The organism is Actinosynnema sp. NPDC023794 (genome assembly GCF_040639675.1).
In the GTDB taxonomy this organism is placed as follows: domain Bacteria; phylum Actinomycetota; class Actinomycetes; order Mycobacteriales; family Pseudonocardiaceae; genus Actinosynnema; species Actinosynnema luteola.
The window spans coordinates 213,730-230,216 of sequence record NZ_JBFAFR010000006.1; the positions used below are offsets into that span (position 1 = coordinate 213,730).

Annotated in this window: 27 protein-coding genes; 4 read left to right on the forward strand and 23 right to left on the reverse strand. The window is 67.9% G+C overall.

Annotation, left to right across the window (positions count from 1 at the left end; translation table 11 throughout):
• Positions 1–25: 25 nt before the first annotated feature.
• The 22 genes from rplR to rpsL form a co-directional block, all read right to left on the reverse strand.
• On the reverse strand, positions 26–424 hold the full coding sequence (rplR, locus tag AB0H12_RS16450) for a 50S ribosomal protein L18 (protein WP_499623690.1): 399 nt from the start codon (positions 422–424) through the stop codon (positions 26–28).
• 1 nt (position 425) lies between these two features.
• On the reverse strand, positions 426–965 hold the full coding sequence (gene rplF / locus AB0H12_RS16455; protein ID WP_053715225.1) for a 50S ribosomal protein L6: 540 nt from the start codon (positions 963–965) through the stop codon (positions 426–428).
• Between the two features lie 17 nt (positions 966–982).
• Positions 983–1,381, reverse strand: coding sequence for a 30S ribosomal protein S8 (rpsH, locus tag AB0H12_RS16460; RefSeq protein WP_033428586.1), 399 nt, complete (start codon positions 1,379–1,381; stop codon positions 983–985).
• A 127-nt stretch (positions 1,382–1,508) separates the two neighbouring features.
• A complete protein-coding gene (locus AB0H12_RS16465) occupies positions 1,509–1,694 on the reverse strand; it encodes a type Z 30S ribosomal protein S14 (protein WP_033436724.1) in 186 nt (61 codons plus the stop codon).
• A 2-nt stretch (positions 1,695–1,696) separates the two neighbouring features.
• A complete protein-coding gene (gene rplE, locus AB0H12_RS16470) occupies positions 1,697–2,260 on the reverse strand; it encodes a 50S ribosomal protein L5 (RefSeq protein WP_123745278.1) in 564 nt (187 codons plus the stop codon).
• Positions 2,260–2,574 (reverse strand): 50S ribosomal protein L24, encoded by a 315-nt coding sequence (gene rplX / locus AB0H12_RS16475; protein ID WP_499623691.1) that lies wholly within the window; start codon positions 2,572–2,574, stop codon positions 2,260–2,262. The genes rplE and rplX overlap by 1 nt, the downstream gene beginning before the upstream one ends.
• Positions 2,575–2,576: 2 nt before the next feature.
• Complete coding sequence (rplN, locus tag AB0H12_RS16480; protein WP_033436721.1) at positions 2,577–2,945, reverse strand: 50S ribosomal protein L14; 369 nt, start codon at positions 2,943–2,945, stop codon at positions 2,577–2,579.
• Positions 2,946–3,012: 67 nt separating this feature from the next.
• Positions 3,013–3,294 carry a 30S ribosomal protein S17 gene (rpsQ, locus tag AB0H12_RS16485; protein ID WP_230566487.1) on the reverse strand — a complete coding sequence of 94 codons (282 nt, stop codon included), beginning with the start codon at positions 3,292–3,294 and terminating at the stop codon, positions 3,013–3,015.
• Positions 3,291–3,539 (reverse strand): 50S ribosomal protein L29, encoded by a 249-nt coding sequence (gene rpmC, locus AB0H12_RS16490; protein WP_033428581.1) that lies wholly within the window; start codon positions 3,537–3,539, stop codon positions 3,291–3,293. The genes rpsQ and rpmC overlap by 4 nt, the downstream gene beginning before the upstream one ends.
• Positions 3,539–3,958 carry a 50S ribosomal protein L16 gene (rplP, locus tag AB0H12_RS16495; RefSeq protein WP_053715230.1) on the reverse strand — a complete coding sequence of 140 codons (420 nt, stop codon included), beginning with the start codon at positions 3,956–3,958 and terminating at the stop codon, positions 3,539–3,541. The genes rpmC and rplP overlap by 1 nt, the downstream gene beginning before the upstream one ends.
• A gap of 3 nt (positions 3,959–3,961) precedes the next feature.
• On the reverse strand, positions 3,962–4,780 hold the full coding sequence (rpsC, locus tag AB0H12_RS16500) for a 30S ribosomal protein S3 (protein WP_053715231.1): 819 nt from the start codon (positions 4,778–4,780) through the stop codon (positions 3,962–3,964).
• The gene (rplV, locus tag AB0H12_RS16505; RefSeq protein ID WP_053715232.1) at positions 4,780–5,196 is read right to left on the reverse strand and encodes a 50S ribosomal protein L22; all 417 of its coding nucleotides are present in this window, start codon (positions 5,194–5,196) and stop codon (positions 4,780–4,782) included. The genes rpsC and rplV overlap by 1 nt, the downstream gene beginning before the upstream one ends.
• Before the next feature lie 35 nt (positions 5,197–5,231).
• Positions 5,232–5,513 carry a 30S ribosomal protein S19 gene (rpsS, locus tag AB0H12_RS16510; protein WP_033384221.1) on the reverse strand — a complete coding sequence of 94 codons (282 nt, stop codon included), beginning with the start codon at positions 5,511–5,513 and terminating at the stop codon, positions 5,232–5,234.
• Between the two features lie 18 nt (positions 5,514–5,531).
• Positions 5,532–6,368 (reverse strand): 50S ribosomal protein L2, encoded by an 837-nt coding sequence (gene rplB, locus AB0H12_RS16515; protein ID WP_053715233.1) that lies wholly within the window; start codon positions 6,366–6,368, stop codon positions 5,532–5,534.
• A 22-nt stretch (positions 6,369–6,390) separates the two neighbouring features.
• On the reverse strand, positions 6,391–6,690 hold the full coding sequence (gene rplW, locus AB0H12_RS16520) for a 50S ribosomal protein L23 (protein ID WP_053715234.1): 300 nt from the start codon (positions 6,688–6,690) through the stop codon (positions 6,391–6,393).
• Positions 6,687–7,379 carry a 50S ribosomal protein L4 gene (gene rplD / locus AB0H12_RS16525; protein WP_230566486.1) on the reverse strand — a complete coding sequence of 231 codons (693 nt, stop codon included), beginning with the start codon at positions 7,377–7,379 and terminating at the stop codon, positions 6,687–6,689. The genes rplW and rplD overlap by 4 nt, the downstream gene beginning before the upstream one ends.
• Before the next feature lie 2 nt (positions 7,380–7,381).
• A complete protein-coding gene (gene rplC, locus AB0H12_RS16530; protein ID WP_230566485.1) occupies positions 7,382–8,032 on the reverse strand; it encodes a 50S ribosomal protein L3 in 651 nt (216 codons plus the stop codon).
• A 52-nt stretch (positions 8,033–8,084) separates the two neighbouring features.
• Positions 8,085–8,390, reverse strand: a complete 306-nt coding sequence (rpsJ, locus tag AB0H12_RS16535; RefSeq protein WP_003938093.1) for a 30S ribosomal protein S10 — start codon at positions 8,388–8,390, stop codon at positions 8,085–8,087.
• Positions 8,391–8,716: 326 nt separating this feature from the next.
• Positions 8,717–9,910 (reverse strand): elongation factor Tu, encoded by a 1,194-nt coding sequence (gene tuf, locus AB0H12_RS16540; protein WP_230566484.1) that lies wholly within the window; start codon positions 9,908–9,910, stop codon positions 8,717–8,719.
• Between the two features lie 139 nt (positions 9,911–10,049).
• Positions 10,050–12,152, reverse strand: coding sequence for an elongation factor G (gene fusA, locus AB0H12_RS16545; protein WP_499623692.1), 2,103 nt, complete (start codon positions 12,150–12,152; stop codon positions 10,050–10,052).
• A 97-nt stretch (positions 12,153–12,249) separates the two neighbouring features.
• Entirely contained in the window at positions 12,250–12,720 is a 471-nt protein-coding gene (gene rpsG, locus AB0H12_RS16550) for a 30S ribosomal protein S7 (protein WP_053715239.1), read from the reverse strand.
• Positions 12,720–13,094 carry a 30S ribosomal protein S12 gene (gene rpsL, locus AB0H12_RS16555; protein ID WP_030473471.1) on the reverse strand — a complete coding sequence of 125 codons (375 nt, stop codon included), beginning with the start codon at positions 13,092–13,094 and terminating at the stop codon, positions 12,720–12,722. The genes rpsG and rpsL overlap by 1 nt, the downstream gene beginning before the upstream one ends.
• 535 nt (positions 13,095–13,629) lie before the next feature.
• On the opposite strand from rpsL, the gene AB0H12_RS16560 reads away from it, so the two are divergent.
• The 4 genes from AB0H12_RS16560 to AB0H12_RS16575 all read left to right on the forward strand — a co-directional run bounded on the left by AB0H12_RS16560 (position 13,630) and on the right by AB0H12_RS16575 (position 15,795).
• Complete coding sequence (locus tag AB0H12_RS16560) at positions 13,630–14,499, forward strand: phosphotransferase (protein WP_499623693.1); 870 nt, start codon at positions 13,630–13,632, stop codon at positions 14,497–14,499.
• 38 nt (positions 14,500–14,537) lie between these two features.
• Positions 14,538–14,822 (forward strand): TFIIB-type zinc ribbon-containing protein, encoded by a 285-nt coding sequence (locus tag AB0H12_RS16565; RefSeq protein ID WP_268995990.1) that lies wholly within the window; start codon positions 14,538–14,540, stop codon positions 14,820–14,822.
• A 98-nt stretch (positions 14,823–14,920) separates the two neighbouring features.
• Positions 14,921–15,361, forward strand: coding sequence for a hypothetical protein (locus tag AB0H12_RS16570; RefSeq protein ID WP_499623694.1), 441 nt, complete (start codon positions 14,921–14,923; stop codon positions 15,359–15,361).
• 158 nt (positions 15,362–15,519) lie between these two features.
• On the forward strand, positions 15,520–15,795 hold the full coding sequence (locus AB0H12_RS16575) for a hypothetical protein (RefSeq protein WP_499623695.1): 276 nt from the start codon (positions 15,520–15,522) through the stop codon (positions 15,793–15,795).
• A gap of 201 nt (positions 15,796–15,996) precedes the next feature.
• On the opposite strand, the gene AB0H12_RS16580 is transcribed toward AB0H12_RS16575, so the two are convergent.
• Positions 15,997–16,398 (reverse strand): hypothetical protein, encoded by a 402-nt coding sequence (locus tag AB0H12_RS16580; RefSeq protein WP_499623696.1) that lies wholly within the window; start codon positions 16,396–16,398, stop codon positions 15,997–15,999.
• Between the last annotated feature and the right edge of the window lie 89 nt (positions 16,399–16,487).

Consider the following 16,487-nt stretch of genomic DNA (forward strand, 5'->3'; position numbering starts at 1 on the left):
CTCTCAATTCGGTTCATGTGCATTGTCAGAACTCCAGCCCAGCCTCGCGAGCGGCATCGGCCAGAGCGGCGATCCGACCGTGGTAGGCGTTGCCGCCGCGGTCGAAGACCACCTTGCTGATCCCGGCGTCCTTGGCACGGGCGGCGGCCAGCTGGCCGACCTTCGCCGCACGGGCCTTCTTGTCGCCGTCGATCGACCGGACGTCCGCCTCGACGGAGGACGCCGCCGCAAGGGTGCGGCCGGCGAGGTCGTCGATGATCTGCACGGTGATGTGCTTCGACGAACGGTGCACGACCAGGCGCGGGCGCTCCGCCGTGCCGCTGACCTTCTTGCGGAGGCGGAAGTGACGGCGCGTCTTGGCGATGCGGCGAGTGGTCGAGATGTCCTTGCCCACCGGCTTGCGCTTCGTTGCAGTCTCGCTCATGTCACTTACCCGTCTTTCCGACCTTGCGGCGGATCTTCTCGCCCGCGTACCGCACGCCCTTGCCCTTGTACGGGTCGGGCTTGCGGAGCTTGCGGATGTTGGCGGCGACCTCGCCCACGAGCTGCTTGTCGATGCCGGCCACGGAGAACCGGGTCGGGGTCTCCACCGCGAAGGTGATGCCCTCGGGGGCCTCCACCTTCACCGGGTGGCTGTAGCCCAGCGCGAACTCCAGGTCGGAACCCTTCAGCGCCACGCGGTAACCGACGCCGTGGATTTCCATCTTCTTCTCGTAGCCCTGGGTCACGCCGACGACCATGTTCTGCACCAGGGTGCGCGACAGGCCGTGCAGCGAACGGCTGCGACGCTCGTCGTTCGGGCGCTTCACCTCGAGAGTGCCGTCGTCGGCCTTCTCGATGATGATCGGCTCAGCGATGTTGAGCGACAAGGTGCCCTTGGGCCCCTTCACGCTCACAGCCTGGCCATCGATGTTCACGTCGACCCCGGAGGGGACGGTGATCGGCAGTTTTCCGATGCGCGACATTGCCTAGTCCCCCTTCCTCACCAGACGTAGGCGAGGACTTCTCCGCCCACGCCCGACTTGTTGGCCTGGCGGTCGGTCATCAGACCGCCAGAGGTCGAAATGATCGCGACGCCCAGACCGCCCAGCACCTTCGGCAGGTTGGTCGACTTCGCGTACACGCGCAGGCCCGGCTTCGACACGCGGCGGAGGCCGGCGATGCTGCGCTCCCGGTTCGGGCCGTACTTCAGCTCGATAACCAGGTTCTTGGCCACGTCGCCCTGCTCATCGCGGTAGCTCGCGATGTAACCCTCGCGCTTGAGGATCTCGGCGATGTTGGCCTTCAACTTCGAGTGCGGCATCACGACCTTGTCGTGGTAAGCCGAGTTCGCGTTCCGCAGACGCGTCAACATGTCTGCGATCGGGTCGGTCATCGTCATGGTGACCTGGTCAACCTTTCTCGCTGCGGTTCCCCAGCCAGGGTCCGAGCCGGCGTTGCCACCGGCTGGTCGTGGACGGGCCTACAGCGAAGTGATGAGACTAGAAAAACCTGCCGCCGAGCCGGACTTACCAGCTGGACTTGTTCACACCGGGCAGCTCGCCCCGGTGCGCCATCTCGCGGAGGCAGATCCGGCACAGGCCGAACTTGCGGAACACCGAGTGCGGGCGACCGCAACGCTGGCAGCGGGTGTAACCCCGCACCTTGAACTTCGGCTTGGCCGCGGCCTTGTTGATCAGCGCCTTCTTGGCCATGATCAGTTCTCCTTGAACGGGAAGCCCAGGAGCTTCAGCAGCGCCCGGCCCTCTTCGTCGTTGGTCGCGGTCGTCACCACGGTGATGTCCATACCGCGGGGGCGGTCGATGGCGTCCGGGTCGATCTCGTGGAACATCGACTGCTCGTTGAGGCCGAACGTGTAGTTCCCGTTGCCGTCGAACTGCTTGCCCGACAGACCGCGGAAGTCGCGGATACGCGGCAGCGCGATCGTCAGCAGGCGGTCCAGGAACTCCCACATGCGGTCGCCGCGCAGCGTGACGCGCGCGCCGATCGGCATGCCCTCGCGCAGCTTGAACTGCGCGATGGACTTGCGGGCCCGGCGGACCTCGGGCCGCTGGCCCGTGATGATCGACAGGTCCTTGACGGCGCCCTCGATCAGCTTGCCGTCGCGGGCGGCGTCGCCGACACCCATGTTGACGACGACCTTCACCACGCCCGGGATCTGCATGACGTTGGCGTACTCGAACTGCTCGCGCAGCGAGGCGACGATCTCCTCGCGGTAGCGGACCTTCAGCCGCGGCAGCGTCTTCTCAACGGTGGTCATCAGATGTCCTTCCCGTTACGACGGGAAATGCGGACCCGCTTGCCCTCGTCGTTCGTCCGGTAGCCCACACGGGTCGGCTTCCCGTCCGCGTCGACCACCATCACGTTGGACACGTGGATGGAGGCCTCCTGCGTCACGATGCCGCCCGACTGCGCGCCGCGCTCGGTCTGCGAGATCCGGGTGTGCTTCTTGATGCGGTTGACGCCCTCGACCAGGACCCGGCTCTCAGCGGGGTAGGCCTGGATGACCTTGCCGCGAGCGCCCTTGTCCTTGCCGGCGATTACGACGACCGTGTCGCCCTTCTTCACCTTCATGGTCAGAGCACCTCCGGCGCCAACGAGATGATCTTCATGAACTTCTTGTCGCGCAGCTCCCGACCGACCGGGCCGAAGATGCGGGTGCCCCGCGGCTCGTTGTCGTTCTTGATGAGCACCGCGGCGTTCTCGTCGAACCGGATGTAGGAGCCGTCGGGACGACGCTTCTCCTTCACGGTCCGGACGATGACCGCCTTGACGACGTCGCCCTTCTTGACGCCGGCACCCGGGATGGCCTGCTTCACCGTCGCGACGATGATGTCCCCGATGCCCGCGTAGCGGCGGCCCGAGCCACCGAGAACACGGATGCAGAGGATTTCCTTCGCACCGGTGTTGTCGGCGACGCGCAGCCGCGACTCCTGTTGGATCACTTACCTGCTCCTTGACCATTCCTGGCCCGCCAGATTTCCGACCTGACGGGCTCGGTCGTACGACTGGCTACTTGGCCTTCTCGAGGACCTGCACGAGGCGCCAGCGCTTCGTGGCCGACAGCGGCCGCGTCTCCATCAGCAGGACGCGGTCGCCGACGCCGGCGGTGTTCTGCTCGTCGTGCGCCTTCACCTTGGTGGTGGAGCGCATGACCTTCGAGTACCGGCGGTGCTTCTTGCGGTCCTCGACCGCCACCACGATCGTCTTGTCCATCTTGTCGGACACGACGTAGCCCTCGCGGACCTTGCGGTCGTTGCGAACCTCGGTAGTCACTTCGTTGTTCTCGCTCATGCCGCACCCTCACCAGTGGAAACCGCGTCGGGAGAGGCCGAGAGGCCCAGCTCCCGTTCCCGCATCACGGTGTAGATCCGGGCGATCTCGTGCCGGACCGTGCGCAGGCGGCGGTTGTTGTCGAGCTGCCCGGTGGCCATCTGGAAGCGGAGGTTGAACAGCTCCTCCTTCGCCTCCCTCAGGCGCAGCACGAGCTCTTCCTCGGTGAGCTCACGCAGCTCGGAAGCGGTGGTACCCGCTGCCATCAGAACTCACCACCCTCACGCGTAACGATGCGGCACTTCATCGGGAGCTTGTGGATCGCGCGACGCAGCGCCTCGCGGGCCACAGCCTCGTTCGGGAAGCTCATCTCGAAGAGCACCCGACCCGGCTTGATGTTGGCCACCCACCACTCCGGCGAGCCCTTGCCGGAACCCATGCGGGTCTCGGCGGGCTTCTTGGTCAGCGGGCGGTCCGGGAAGATGTTGATCCAGACCTTGCCACCACGGCGGATGTGCCGGGTGATCGCGATACGAGCCGACTCGATCTGCCGGTTGGTCACGTAGGCGGGCTCCAGAGCCTGGATGCCGTACTCGCCGAAGGTGACCCTCGTGCCGCCCTTGGCAGCACCGGACCGTCCGGGGTGGTGCTGCTTGCGGTGCTTAACCCTGCGCGGGATGAGCACGACTCAGCCCTCCGTCTTCTCTTCGGTCGGCGCGGCGGCCTGGTCGCCCGCAGCGGCCCGGCCGGCCTCGGTGCTCGTCGCGGTGGTGCCGCTGGCGCCGGAACGACGCGCCCGGTTCGGGCGGTCGGCGCGGTCGCGGCGCGGTGCGCGGTCGGCCGCCGGAGCGGCGTCACGCTCGCGCTTGGCGCTGATGCCACCGACGATGTCGCCCTTGTAGATCCACACCTTCACGCCGATCCGGCCGAACGTGGTGCGGGCCTCGAAGAAGCCGTAGTCGATGTCGGCACGCAGCGTGTGCAGCGGAACCCGGCCATCGCGGTAGTGCTCGGAGCGGGACATCTCGGCGCCGCCGAGACGGCCGCCGCACTGCACGCGGATGCCCTTCACCTGGGGGGAGCGCATGGCCGACTGGATGGCCTTGCGCATCGCGCGGCGGAACGCCACGCGGTTGGACAGCTGCTCGGCCACGCCCTGCGCGACCAGCTGGGCGTCCGACTCCGGGCTCTTCACCTCGAGGATGTTGAGCTGCACCTGCTTCTTGGTGAGCTTCTCCAGCTCACCGCGGATGCGGTCGGCCTCGGCGCCGCGGCGGCCGATGACGATGCCCGGCCGGGCGGTGTGGATGTCGACGCGGACCCGGTCACGGGTGCGCTCGATCTCCACCTTGGAGATGCCGGCCCGCTCCATGCCCTTGGAGAGCAGCTTGCGGATCTTGACGTCCTCCGCCACGTACTCCGCGTACTGCTTGTCGGCGTACCAGCGGGACTTCCAGTCCGTGGTGATACCAAGTCGGAAGCCGTGCGGGTTGATTTTCTGGCCCACTACCGAGCCCCCTTCCTGTCAGCGCCGGCCTTCGCGCTGGTCTTCTTCGGACGGCTCTCCACCTCGACGGTGATGTGGCTCGTCCGCTTGCGGATCCGGTAGGCGCGGCCCTGGGCGCGCGGGCGGAACCGCTTGAGGGTCGGGCCCTCGTCCACGTAGACCTTCGACACCCACAGGGTGTCGGGGTCGAGGGACAGGTTGTTCTCGGCGTTGGCCACGGCGCTCTGCAGCACCTTGCGGACCGGCTCAGATGCCGCCTGCGGCGCGAACTGGAGCACGGCCAGGGCCTCGCTGGCGCTACGACCCCTGATGAGCTCGACGACGCGACGCACCTTCATGGGCGTGTCACGGACGTAGCGAGCCCGAGCCACGGCGCGCGGGAACTCCGGCGCTTCGGCTTCGTTACGGGCGTTCATCGCTGCTTCCCCTTGCTCTTCCTCTAGTTCGTCGCCTAGCGACGGCGCGACTTCCGGTCGTCCTTGATGTGGCCCTTGAACGTGCGGGTCGGGGCGAACTCGCCGAGCTTGTGCCCGACCATCGCCTCCGAGACGAACACCGGCACGTGCTTGCGGCCGTCGTGCACCGCGATCGTGTGGCCCAACATGTCGGGGATGATCGTCGACCGGCGGGACCAGGTCTTGATGACGGTCTTCTTGCCCGATTCGTTGAGGGCGTCCACCTTCTTGAGCAGGTGGTCGTCCACGAAGGGGCCCTTCTTAAGGCTGCGAGGCATCCTTCACTCCCTCCCTGCTCAGCGCTTCTTACCGGTGCGACGACGCCGGACGATGAGCTTGTCGCTTGGCTTGTTGCGGCGGCGGGTGCGACCCTCGGGCTTGCCCGCCGGGTTCACCGGGTGGCGACCACCGGAGGTCTTGCCCTCACCACCACCGTGGGGGTGGTCGACCGGGTTCATCGCGACACCACGCACCGTGGGCTTGCGGCCCTTCCAGCGCATGCGGCCGGCCTTGCCCCAGTTGATGTTCTGGTGCTCGGCGTTGCCGACCTCGCCGACCGTGGCGCGGCACCGGACGTCCACGTTGCGGATCTCGCCCGAGGGCATCCGCAGCTGGGCGTAGGGGCCGTCCTTGGCGACGAGCTGCACGCTCGCGCCCGCGGACCGGGCGATCTTCGCGCCGCCGCCGGGGCGGAGCTCGATCGCGTGGATCACGGTGCCGACCGGGATGTTGCGCAGCGGCAGGTTGTTGCCCGGCTTGATGTCAGCCTTCGGGCCGTTCTCCACCATGTCGCCCTGCTGCAGCTTCGACGGGGCGATGATGTAGCGCTTCTCGCCGTCGAGGTAGTGCAGCAGCGCGATGCGCGCGGTGCGGTTGGGGTCGTACTCGATGTGAGCGACCTTGGCCGGCACGCCGTCCTTGTCGGTGCGGCGGAAGTCGATGAGGCGGTACGCCCGCTTGTGGCCGCCGCCCTTGTGCCGCGTCGTGATCTTGCCCGACGCGTTGCGGCCACCGCGGCCGTGCAGCGGGCGGATCAGCGACTTCTCCGGCGTCGTCCGAGTGATCTCGGCGAAGTCGGAGACGCTCGCACCGCGACGACCGGGGGTCGTCGGCTTGTACTTGCGAATGCCCATCTCTACGCAGTCCTCGTCGTCATCAGGCGGCCGGGCCGCCGAAGATCTCGATCGGCTTGCTCTCGGCGGACAGCGTCACGATGGCGCGCTTGGTGTCCTTGCGCTTGCCATAACCGGTCCGGGTCCGCTTGCGCTTGCCCTGGCGGTTGAGCGTGTTGACGCTGACGACCTTGACGCCGAAGACCTTCTCCACGGCAATCTTGATCTGGGTCTTGTTCGAGCCGGGAGCCACCACGAAGGTGTACTTGTTCTCCTCGAGCAGCCCGTAGGACTTCTCGGAGATGACCGGCGCGAGCAGGATGTCCCGGTGGTCGGGGATCACTTCGCGGCCTCCTCGTCACCCTCGGTGGACGTCGCGGTCGCCTCGGCGGAGCCCTGCCCGTGCTGGGCCTTGCTCGCCAGGAACACGTCGAGCGCGTCCTTGGTGAACACCACGTCGTCGTTGACCAGCACGTCGTAGGTGTTGAGCTGGTCCGGCGCGATGATGTGCACGTGCGGCAGGTTGCGCAGGCTGACCCACGAAACCTCGTCGGTGCGCAGCAGCACGGCCAGCACGCGGCGGGCCTCGGTCACCGACTCCAGCACCTTGCGGGCGGCCTTGGTCGACGGCGTGTCGCCCTCGACGAAGCTCGTCACCACGTGCACCTGCTCGGCGCGCGCCCGGTCGGAGAGGGCGCCACGCAGGGCAGCGGCCTTCATCTTCTTGGGGGTGCGCTGGCTGTAGTCACGCGGCTGCGGGCCGTGGACGACGCCACCACCGGCGAACTGCGGCGCGCGGGTCGAGCCCTGACGGGCGCGGCCGGTGCCCTTCTGCCGGTACGGCTTCTTGCCACCACCGCGGACTTCGCCGCGGGTCTTCGTGGCGTGCGTGCCCTGGCGAGCCGCGGCCAACTGGGCCACGACCACCTGGTGCAGCAGGGCCACGTTCGCCTGCGCGTCGAAGATCGCGGCGGGCAGCTCGACGGAGCCGTCGGCCTTGCCCGCCGGGGTGCGGATCTCAACGGAAGTCATGATCAGGCACCACCCTTCGCAGCGGTCTTGATGAACACGGTGCCGCCCTTGGGACCGGGCACGGCGCCCTTGATGAGCAGGAGGCCGGACTCGGCGTCCACGCGGTGCACCTTGAGGTTCTGGGTGGTCACCCGCACGTTGCCCATCCGGCCCGCCATCCGCAGGCCCTTGAACACGCGGCCGGGCGTGGCGCAGCCGCCGATGGAACCCGGCGAGCGGTGCTTGCGCTGCGTGCCGTGGCTGGCGCCGAGGCCCTTGAACCCGTGGCGCTTCATGACACCCGCGGTGCCCTTGCCCTTGCTGGTGCCGACCACGTCGACCACCACGCCGGCCTCGAAGACCTCGGCGGTGATTTCCTGGCCGACCGTGTACTCGGCCGCATCCGTGGTGCGCAGCTCCGCCAGGTGGCGGCGGGGCGTGACGCCCGCCTTGGCGTAGTGGCCCGCGACGGGCTTGTTGACCTTGCGCGGGTCGATCGCGCCGAAGGCCAACTGCACGGCCGAGTAGCCGTCGATTTCCTGGGTCCGAACCTGGGTGACCACGTTCGGCTCGGCCTTGACGACGGTGACCGGAACGATCCGGTTGTTCTCGTCGAAGACCTGAGTCATGCCGAGCTTGGTGCCCAGGAGGCCCTTAACCTGCCTGTCAGACATGGGTCTCGTTACTCTCCGCCCCAAATGGGATCAACACTGCCGCGTCCAACGCTTACTGGATGTTGACGTCGACGCTCGCCGGCAGGTCGATGCGCATGAGCGCGTCCACCGTCTTCGGCGTCGGGTCGAGGATGTCGATCAGACGCTTGTGCGTGCGCATCTCGAAGTGCTCGCGCGAGTCCTTGTACTTGTGCGGCGAGCGGATGACGCAGTAAACGTTCTTCTCAGTGGGCAGCGGCACAGGCCCGACGACCCGAGCGCCGGTGCGCGTCACGGTCTCGACGATCTTGCGCGCGGACGCGTCGATCGCCTCGTGGTCGTAGGCCTTGAGCCGGATGCGGATCTTCTGTCCCGCCATGATGGCTTGCCGTTCCTCTGCTTCTAGTACCGCTGCGGTGCGGGCACCTTGCACGAGGTCACGGGACCTCCGGCGCGCTCCGCCCCCTATTCAGGATTGACACCGAGCGGTGTCACGGTGCCCGGTCCACGCGGTCGGGCGTGTCGCGCCCCAACGCACAGACCGGTCCCACTGATGAAACCTGTGGGATTGTCTTGCTCGATCAAACCCCACTCGTGACGGGGCGGCCGAGTCCAGACTCGAACCGGCCGCCCCGACGAGCAACCCGTCAATGGTCGCACACGCGGGTGCGCAGACCAAATCGGGGGGTGAGAATTAGAGCCAGGTCACTTGATGATCTTGGTGACCGAGCCCGCGCCGACGGTGCGGCCACCCTCGCGGATGGCGAACCGCAGGCCCTCGTCCATGGCGATCGGCTGGATCAGCTTCACGGTCATCGACGTGGTGTCGCCCGGCATGACCATCTCGGTGCCCTCGGGGAGGGTCACGACGCCGGTCACGTCCGTGGTGCGGAAGTAGAACTGCGGGCGGTAGTTGTTGAAGAACGGCGTGTGGCGGCCACCCTCGTCCTTCGACAGGATGTAGACCTGCGCCTCGAACTCGGTGTGCGGGGTGGTGGTGCCCGGCTTCACGATCACCATGCCGCGCTCCACCTCCTCGCGCTTGATGCCGCGCAGCAGCAGCGCGGCGTTGTCGCCCGCGCGGCCCTCGTCGAGGAACTTCTTGAACATCTCGATCGAGGTGACCGTCGTCTTCTTCGAGGTCTCCTTGATGCCGACGATCTCGACCTCTTCGTTGACCTTGATGATGCCGCGCTCGATGCGGCCGGTCACCACGGTGCCACGACCGGTGATGGTGAACACGTCCTCGACCGGCATCAGGAACGGCCGGTCGACCTCGCGCTCGGGCTCCGGGATGTTCTCGTCCACGGCGTCCATCAGACCGATGAGCTTCTCGCCCCACTCGGCGTCGCCCTCCAGCGCCTTCAGCGCGGAGACGCGGACGACCGGCAGGTCGTCACCGGGGAACTCGTACTCGGAGAGCAGCTCGCGGACCTCGAGCTCGACGAGCTCCAGGATCTCCTCGTCGTCCACCATGTCGGCCTTGTTCAGGGCCACCACGATGTAGGGCACACCGACCTGGCGGGCCAGGAGCACGTGCTCCTTGGTCTGCGGCATCGGGCCGTCGGTCGCCGCGACCACCAGGATGGCGCCGTCCATCTGCGCCGCACCGGTGATCATGTTCTTGATGTAGTCGGCGTGACCGGGGCAGTCGACGTGCGCGTAGTGGCGCTTGTCGGTCTGGTACTCGATGTGGGCGATCGAGATGGTGATGCCGCGCTGCTTCTCCTCCGGCGCCTTGTCGATCTGGTCGAACGGCGTGAAGGGGTTCAGGTCCGGGTACTTGTCGTGCAGGACCTTGGAGATCGCCGCGGTCAGCGTCGTCTTGCCGTGGTCGATGTGACCGATGGTGCCGATGTTGACGTGCGGCTTCGTCCGCTCGAACTTCGCCTTCGCCACTGGATTGTCCTCCTGGACTTCTATTGCTTAGCCCGGCGGGCGGATTGCCGCCCGCCGGGCGTCACGTCAGGGTCGGTTGTGCGGACCCCGGGGCATCCCCCCGGAGAGCCCGCGTGGTGCTGCGGTGCTCCGGTTGGGGTTACTCGCCCGTAGCCTTCGCGATGATCTCCTTCGCGACGTTCGCGGGAACCTCGGCGTAGGAGTCAAAGGTCATCGAGTAGTTCGCGCGACCCTGGGTCCTGGACCGCAGGTCGCCGACATACCCGAACATCTCCGACAGCGGGACCAGTGCCTTGACGACACGGGCGCCACTGCGCTCCTCCATGGCCTGGATCTGGCCACGGCGGGAGTTCAAGTCGCCGATCACGTCGCCCATGTAGTCCTCGGGCGTGGTGACCTCGACCGCCATCAACGGCTCGAGGATCGCCGGGCTCGCCTGGCGAGCGGCTTCCTTGAGCGCCATGGAGCCCGCGATCTTGAACGCCATCTCCGACGAGTCGACCTCGTGGTAGGCGCCGTCGACCAGCGTCAGCTTGACGCCCACCAGCGGGTAACCCGCCAGCACGCCGTACTGCATCGCGTCCTGGGCGCCCGCGTCCACCGACGGGATGTACTCCCGGGGGATGCGGCCACCGGTGACCGCGTTGACGAACTCGTAGAGAGCGCCGTCCTCGGTCTTCTCCAGCGGCTCCAGGTCGATGAGGACCTTCGCGAACTGGCCGGAACCACCGGTCTGCTTCTTGTGGGTGTAGGAGTACTTCTCCACCTTGCGGCGGATCGTCTCCCGGTACGCCACCTGCGGCTTGCCGATGTTGGCCTCGACCTTGAACTCGCGGCGCATGCGGTCCACCAGGATGTCCAGGTGGAGCTCGCCCATGCCGGCGATGATCGTCTGGCCGGTCTCCTGGTCCAGGTTGACCCGGAACGTCGGGTCCTCCTCGGCCAGCTTCTGGATCGCGGTGCCCAGCTTCTCCTGGTCGGCCTTCGTCTTCGGCTCGATCGCCACCTGGATGACCGGCTCGGGGAAGGTCATCGACTCCAGCACGATGGGCGCCTGCGGGTCGCAGAGCGTCTCACCGGTGGTGGTGTCCTTCAGGCCGATGACGGCGTAGATGTGGCCCGCCATGGCCTCTTCGACCGGGTTCTCCTTGTTGGCGTGCATCTGGAAGATCTTCCCGATGCGCTCCTTGCGGTCCTTGGTCGAGTTGATGACCTGGGTGCCGGAGGCCACCTTGCCCGAGTAGACCCGGATGTAGGTGAGCTTGCCGAAGAACGGGTGCGCGGCGATCTTGAACGCGAGCGCGGCGAACGGCTCGTCGGTCTTCGGCGCGCGGAAGGCCGGCGTCTCGCCGTCCTGCAGCGTGCCCTCGACCGGCGGGAGGTCCAGCGGAGCCGGCAGGTAGTCGATCACCGCGTCGAGCATGGGCTGGACGCCCTTGTTCTTGAACGCCGAGCCGCACAGCACCGGGTACCCGGCGCGGTTCTTGACGATCGCGCGGATGCCCGTCTTGATCTGCTCGACGGTCAGTTCCTCGCCCGCGAGGTAGGACTCCATCAGGTCGTCGTCGGTCTCGGCGACGGCCTCGATCAGCTGCTCGCGGTACTCGGCGGCCTTCTCGGCGAGGTCGGCCGGGATCTCCTCGACCGTGTAGTCCTCGCCCTTCTGGACCTCGCCGCGCCAGGTCAGCGCGCGCATCTCGACCAGGTCGACGACGCCGATGAAGTCGCTCTCCGACCCGATCGGGAGCTGGATCGGCAGCGGCTTCGCGCCGAGGCGCTCCTGGATCGTGCGGACGGTGAAGTAGAAGTCCGCGCCGAGCTTGTCCATCTTGTTGACGAAGCAGATGCGCGGGACGTCGTACTTGGTCGCCTGGCGCCAGACCTGCTCGGACTGGGGCTCGACGCCTTCCTTGCCGTCGAACACGGCAACGGCACCGTCGAGGACGCGGAGGTTGCGCTCCACCTCGACGGTGAAGTCGACGTGGCCCGGCGTGTCGATGATGTTGATCTGGTGGTTCTTCCAGAAGCAGGTCGTCGCGGCCGACGTGATCGTGATGCCGCGCTCCTGCTCCTGCTCCATCCAGTCCATCACCGCGGCGCCGTCGTGGACCTCGCCGATCTTGTAGCTGATCCCGGTGTAGAACAGGATCCGCTCGGTCGTCGTGGTCTTGCCCGCGTCGATGTGGGCCATGATCCCGATGTTGCGGACCTTGGCCAGGTCGGTGAGCACGTCCTGTGCCACGGGTGTCTTCCCCTGTCTTGAGCTAGCTGGTAGCAGGCTCACTAGGGCCGGGAGGCGCTCGGCGGGGCTGCTCGGGGCGGCCCCGCCGGGCGGCACGTCACCAGCGGTAGTGGGCGAAGGCCTTGTTCGACTCGGCCATCTTGTGCGTGTCCTCGCGGCGCTTGACGCTCGCGCCCAGGCCGTTGCTCGCGTCGAGCAGCTCGTTCATCAGGCGCTCGATCATGGTCTTCTCACGGCGCTGCCGGGAGAAGGTGATCAGCCAGCGCAGCGCGAGCGTGGTCGAGCGGCCCGGCTTCACCTCGACCGGCACCTGGTAGGTGGCGCCACCGACGCGGCGGGACTTCACCTCGAGGGCGGGCTTGACGTTGTCCAGAGCGCGCTTGAGCGTGACGACCGGGTCGGTGCCCGTCTTGTCGCGGGCGCCTTCGAGGGCGCCGTACACGATCCGCTCGGCCACGGAGCGCTTGCCGTCGACCAGCACCTTGTTGATGAGCTGGGTCACCAGCGGAGAGCTGTAGACCGGGTCGGAGATCAGCGGCCGCTTCGGGGCCGGTCCCTTGCGGGGCATCAGCTCTTCTCCTTCTTCGCGCCGTACCGGCTGCGAGCCTGCTTGCGGTTCTTCACGCCCTGCGTGTCGAGCGAACCGCGGATGATCTTGTAGCGGACACCGGGGAGGTCCTTCACACGACCGCCGCGCACGAGCACCATCGAGTGCTCCTGCAGGTTGTGGCCCTCACCGGGGATGTAAGCCGTGACCTCGATACCGCTCGTGAGCTTCACGCGGGCGACCTTGCGCAGCGCCGAGTTCGGCTTCTTGGGCGTGGTCGTGTAGACGCGGGTGCACACACCGCGCCGCTGCGGGCTGCCCTTGAGCGCCGCGGTCTTCTGCTTGGCGACCTTGTCCTGCCGGCCCTTGCGGACCAGCTGCTGGATCGTTGGCATACGCCGGCTGCTTCTTCCCTTTACGTGCCCGCCGCGTGGGCGACGAGCCCTGTTTACTTGGTCCCTCTCTGCACCCGAGGTCGGGCGTGTCGCCGCTCTCGGCGGTGCCGAAAGTGCTGCACAGCGGCCCCAGGTCCGCAGGCGACATCCCAGGATGCCCCTACGCGTGGAGGTCACCGCGGCCGGCTTTCCAGCACCACTGGCGCGTAGGCACGCGGAGCGGCCCGACATGGGTCGGGCACGAGTACCAAAGATACCCCGCCTGGTTCCCACGGGTCAAAACGGATCCGCTGCCGAGGCCGACCGAGCGGACACGCGCCGCGTGCCGATCAAGTGCGCGGGTGGATTTGTGACGGTCGTCGCAACCGTTCGCTCGGAGGACCGGCCGCAGGACCGAGGAGCGACTCACCGGTTATCAGAACACGAATACGAGGAACGCGCAGGTCGACGTGACCACCCATTCACTCGATCGAGTGGGAGTGCGGTCACGTCGACCGTGGCCGGGGCCGGGCCGGACGCCGGTCACACTGGTCGGGTGAACTCCGAACTCATCGCGGGCATGGCCGCGCTGGTGGCGGCCGACGGCCCACCCGAGGTGCTCGCGGTGCGTGGCGACGTCGTGGTGGTCCGGGTCTCGGACGTGGTGCTCAAGGCGCACGAACGGGGCACGGACCTGGCCGTGCTCACCGCGCGGCTCCGGCTGGCCGCCGACCCTCGGCTGGACGAGCTCCTGCTCGCGCCGCGCTCGGCGCCCGCGGTGGTGCTGGGACGGGCCGTGACGGCCTGGCCGATGGGCACGCCGGTGCCGCAGAGCGAGCCCGAGGACCTGCCCATGGAAGCGGCGGGGCGGATGCTGGCCGCGTTGCACCGGTTCACCGCGGCGGACTTCGCGCCGCCCGTGCCCCTGGCCGGCGCCCGGCCCCGGATGGAGCGGGCGGTGCGCGACCTGACCCTCGACACGCCGGCGGCCGACCTGGTGCGGCGGGCGTTCGCGACGTTGCCGGAGTTCGGCGACGGCGGCGTCACGCTCATCCACGGCGACTGGCACCTCGGCCAGCTGGTGTGGCGGGACGGGTACCGGCTGATCGACGTCGACGACCTCGGCGTCGGGGACCCGGCGTGGGACCTGGCGCGGCCGGCCGCGTTGCACGCGGCGGGGGTGCTCGACCCGGACGCGTGGGGGCGGCTGCTCGGGTCGTACCTGGACGCGGGTGGCGTCGGCGTGCCGCGGGACGACCCGTGGTCGGTGCTCGACGCGCCCGCGCGCGCACTGGTCGTGCAGATGGCGGCCCGTGCCCTTTCCGCTGCGGAGCGCGACGGAACCGAGTTGAACGACGCTCAAGAAGCGCTGATCGAGACGTGCGCGCGGATCGTGTCGACACACGAACCCATTCGGCGCGGCTAATATCGGGACCATCGCGTCAAGAGCAGGAGGCTCACACGATGCAGTGTCCCAAGTGTCATGCGAACATGCGCACCTTCGACCGCATGGGCGTGCACATCGAGCAGTGTGATGGCTGCCGCGGGGTCTTCCTCGACTACGGCGAGCTGGAGGCCATCACCCGGCTCGAGCAGCAGATGGCTCCCCCGCCGCCCGTCGCGCCGCCGCCCGCGCAGGTGCACTACGTCCAGCAGCCGGTGCAGCCGGGCTGGGGCGCCGCGCCCGGTTACGGCCACCACGGGCACCGCAAGCACCGCGGCCTGGGCGGGTTGTTCTTCTCGTCCTGATCTTCGTGGTGGGTGGCCCCGCGCCGGGTGGTGCGGGGCCACCGTTGTCACTACCGAGAATCCGGGTGATAATCGGTAGTGATCCGAGGAGGTCCGTCATGTCCGTCGCCACGGAGGCTGCGCAGATCCGCGACCTGTTCGACCAGATCGAGGAGATCGAAGAGGTCGCGTCGAGCTTGTCGGAGGACGACGAGCGGCGGCGCAAGCTGCACGGCGTGGTGGCGAAGGCCCTGCGCAAGGCCCCGCCGGTGCGACCCGTGGTGGCCGGTGAGCTGCTGGAGCTGACCGAGAAGACGGTCAAGGCGTGGGCGCGCGAGGGCGTGCTCGCCATCCACAGCCAGGAGCCCCGGATGTTGTTGGACGCCGTGCGGCTGCACGAGGTGCTGCACGTCGTGTCGGACCTGAGGCGGGCGGGCAAGAACCGGGCGTTGCTGGACGAGGTGCACCGGCGGTTGAGCGACGCGACGCTGCTCGACCGCGACGACCTCGTCACCAGCCTGGAGCAGATGCACCGCGGCGAAGGACGCGTAGTTCGCTGATCACCGTCGTCGAAACGCCCGTCGCGGCCGTACAGGCCGCCGGCCTGCGCGGCGCCGCCAGGGTCGCCTACGACAGGTTCCTGGACGAGCTGGCCCACAGCGGCTGCCTGGCGCTCGGCTACCGCGTCACGGGGCCCGAGCCCCTGCCCCGCCTCTGCGTGAAGCACCTCCGCGGCGCCGACCGCGTGGTCGTCGCGTTCCCCGCCCCGCGCACCGCGTGGATCCTGCTGGTCGGCCCGCACGACGACGACCCCGGCCGCGACCTCTACGAGACGCTGTACGAACTGGCCGGCGTCCGCCCGAAGCTGACCGAGAAGCGCACCAAGCCACCGTGCTGCTCGGACCTCACACCCCCGGTCGCGGACGCGGACCTGGTCGACGACCTGGTCGCCCGCGCCCGCTCCCTGGCCAAATCGCGCCGGCGCACCACCTGACGAACCCGCGTGTCGAACGCGTTGCCGAACCACCCGGGCCTGAACGCCGTCAGCGCTTGTTGACCCACGCGATTCGGTCTGAGCTGAATCGGAAGGTCGGGTCGAGGAGCACCACGTACTGCCCGACGGCGGAATTCCCCTCCGGAGCGTCGAAGCACACATCGGCGGTCATGTTCCCGCCTGGCGCCAACTCGCCTGACTTCAGCAGGTTGTCACTTCCGGTGAAGGTGTTCGAGAGAATCGCCCGTTCGGACTTTGCAACTTCCAGTCGAAACCGCCGTTGAAGGTGGCGGGTCGACCGGACTGGTTGTCGTAGGTCACCGTGGTGCACAGGGTCGGACCGCGGGTGCCTTCACCAGGGACGAGGCTGGTGGTGGTGACCCTCAGCCCGTCGGCGTCCACGGTCTCGCCGGCTCGCGCTACGGCGTCCTTGTTCGTGGCGCCGGGAAACGCGGGCTGCGCAGCCGATTCCTGTCCGGCTGGAGGGTTGTCCTGCGACACCACGGCCGGCCTGTCACCTGACCCACCACCACTGTTCACGATGATGACGACCACGATGACGAGAAGAGCCAACCCGAAGATGAAGCGCTTTTCTTGTACCACGGGCGTTGAGCTTTGCGGTAAGCCTTGTCGGCCTTGGCACGAGCTCTGGCTTCACCCGGGTTCTGGAATGTGGGTGACGAACCCTCTGG

Coding starts and splice junctions, on each gene's coding strand:
- rplC (WP_230566485.1), bottom strand. CDS start 8,032: ATGTCTGACAGGCAGGTTAAGGGCCTCCTGGGCACCAAGCTCGGCATG.
- AB0H12_RS16465 (WP_033436724.1), bottom strand. CDS start 1,694: ATGGCCAAGAAGGCGCTGATCAACAAGGCCGCGGCCAAGCCGAAGTTC.
- rplF (WP_053715225.1), bottom strand. CDS start 965: ATGTCGCGCATCGGAAAACTGCCGATCACCGTCCCCTCCGGGGTCGAC.
- rpsG (WP_053715239.1), bottom strand. CDS start 12,720: ATGCCCCGCAAGGGACCGGCCCCGAAGCGGCCGCTGATCTCCGACCCG.
- rplB (WP_053715233.1), bottom strand. CDS start 6,368: ATGGGCATTCGCAAGTACAAGCCGACGACCCCCGGTCGTCGCGGTGCG.
- rplD (WP_230566486.1), bottom strand. CDS start 7,379: ATGACTTCCGTTGAGATCCGCACCCCGGCGGGCAAGGCCGACGGCTCC.
- rpsJ (WP_003938093.1), bottom strand. CDS start 8,390: ATGGCGGGACAGAAGATCCGCATCCGGCTCAAGGCCTACGACCACGAG.
- rpsH (WP_033428586.1), bottom strand. CDS start 1,381: ATGACGATGACCGACCCGATCGCAGACATGTTGACGCGTCTGCGGAAC.
- rplX (WP_499623691.1), bottom strand. CDS start 2,574: ATGAAGGTGAAGAAGGGCGACACGGTCGTCGTAATCGCCGGCAAGGAC.
- rpsL (WP_030473471.1), bottom strand. CDS start 13,094: ATGCCAACGATCCAGCAGCTGGTCCGCAAGGGCCGGCAGGACAAGGTC.
- rpsS (WP_033384221.1), bottom strand. CDS start 5,513: ATGCCTCGCAGCCTTAAGAAGGGCCCCTTCGTGGACGACCACCTGCTC.
- rplE (WP_123745278.1), bottom strand. CDS start 2,260: ATGACCACCGTTGAGAAGACGCTGCCGCGGCTGAAGGTCCGCTACCGC.
- rpsQ (WP_230566487.1), bottom strand. CDS start 3,294: ATGAGCGAGAACAACGAAGTGACTACCGAGGTTCGCAACGACCGCAAG.
- AB0H12_RS16570 (WP_499623694.1), top strand. CDS start 14,921: ATGTCCGTCGCCACGGAGGCTGCGCAGATCCGCGACCTGTTCGACCAG.
- rpmC (WP_033428581.1), bottom strand. CDS start 3,539: ATGGCAGCGGGTACCACCGCTTCCGAGCTGCGTGAGCTCACCGAGGAA.
- rplR (WP_499623690.1), bottom strand. CDS start 424: ATGAGCGAGACTGCAACGAAGCGCAAGCCGGTGGGCAAGGACATCTCG.
- AB0H12_RS16565 (WP_268995990.1), top strand. CDS start 14,538: ATGCAGTGTCCCAAGTGTCATGCGAACATGCGCACCTTCGACCGCATG.
- rplV (WP_053715232.1), bottom strand. CDS start 5,196: ATGAACGCCCGTAACGAAGCCGAAGCGCCGGAGTTCCCGCGCGCCGTG.